Here is a 515-nt window from a genome sequence, read left to right as displayed (position 1 = left end):
TTGAGGGTGTCTTGGAAGCGTTCGACCTTGCCTTGGGTGGTGGGGTGGTTGGGGCGCCCGTTCTTCTGGACGATGCCCAGGCGGCGTAGCTCGTGCTCGAGGTGGTTGCGGCCGCCGCGGCCGCCGGCGAATCGCACTGTGTAGACCATGCCGTTGTCGGTCAGGGTCGATGCTGGGGGTCCGTGCTGGTCGCAGGCTTCGCGGAAGGTGTCGGTCACGATCTGGGCGGTCACGCGCGCGTGGGCTGAGACGTGCAGCGCGTAGCGGGAGTGGTCGTCGAGCCAGGTGATGATCTCGACGTCGGCGCCGGGGCGTCCGTCGGGGCGGGTCAGGCGGTAGTGGGTGAAGTCGGACTGCCAGGTCTCGTTCGGCTGCTCGGCGGCGAAGCGGATGTAGGAGGCCTTGGGTCGTTTCTTCGGCTGCGGGGTCACGGCGCCGTGGCGGGTCAGGATGCGGTGGATCGTCGCCCGGGACAGTGTCTGGTCGTGGTGGTGGGTCAGGTGCCAGGCGATGGT

At 68.5% G+C, this 515-nt stretch carries 1 protein-coding gene; it reads right to left on the bottom strand.

Annotated elements, in window-relative coordinates; genetic code table 11:
- Window positions 1-515 (bottom strand): DDE-type integrase/transposase/recombinase (locus AC4H2G_RS21545; RefSeq protein WP_494367787.1); only part of this gene is annotated, 515 nt, incomplete at both ends.

The organism is Cellulosimicrobium sp. BMG9.23 (genome assembly GCF_059159985.1).
Note: the sequence above shows the minus strand (reverse complement) of the source record. Positions and strands in the feature narration are given on the sequence as shown.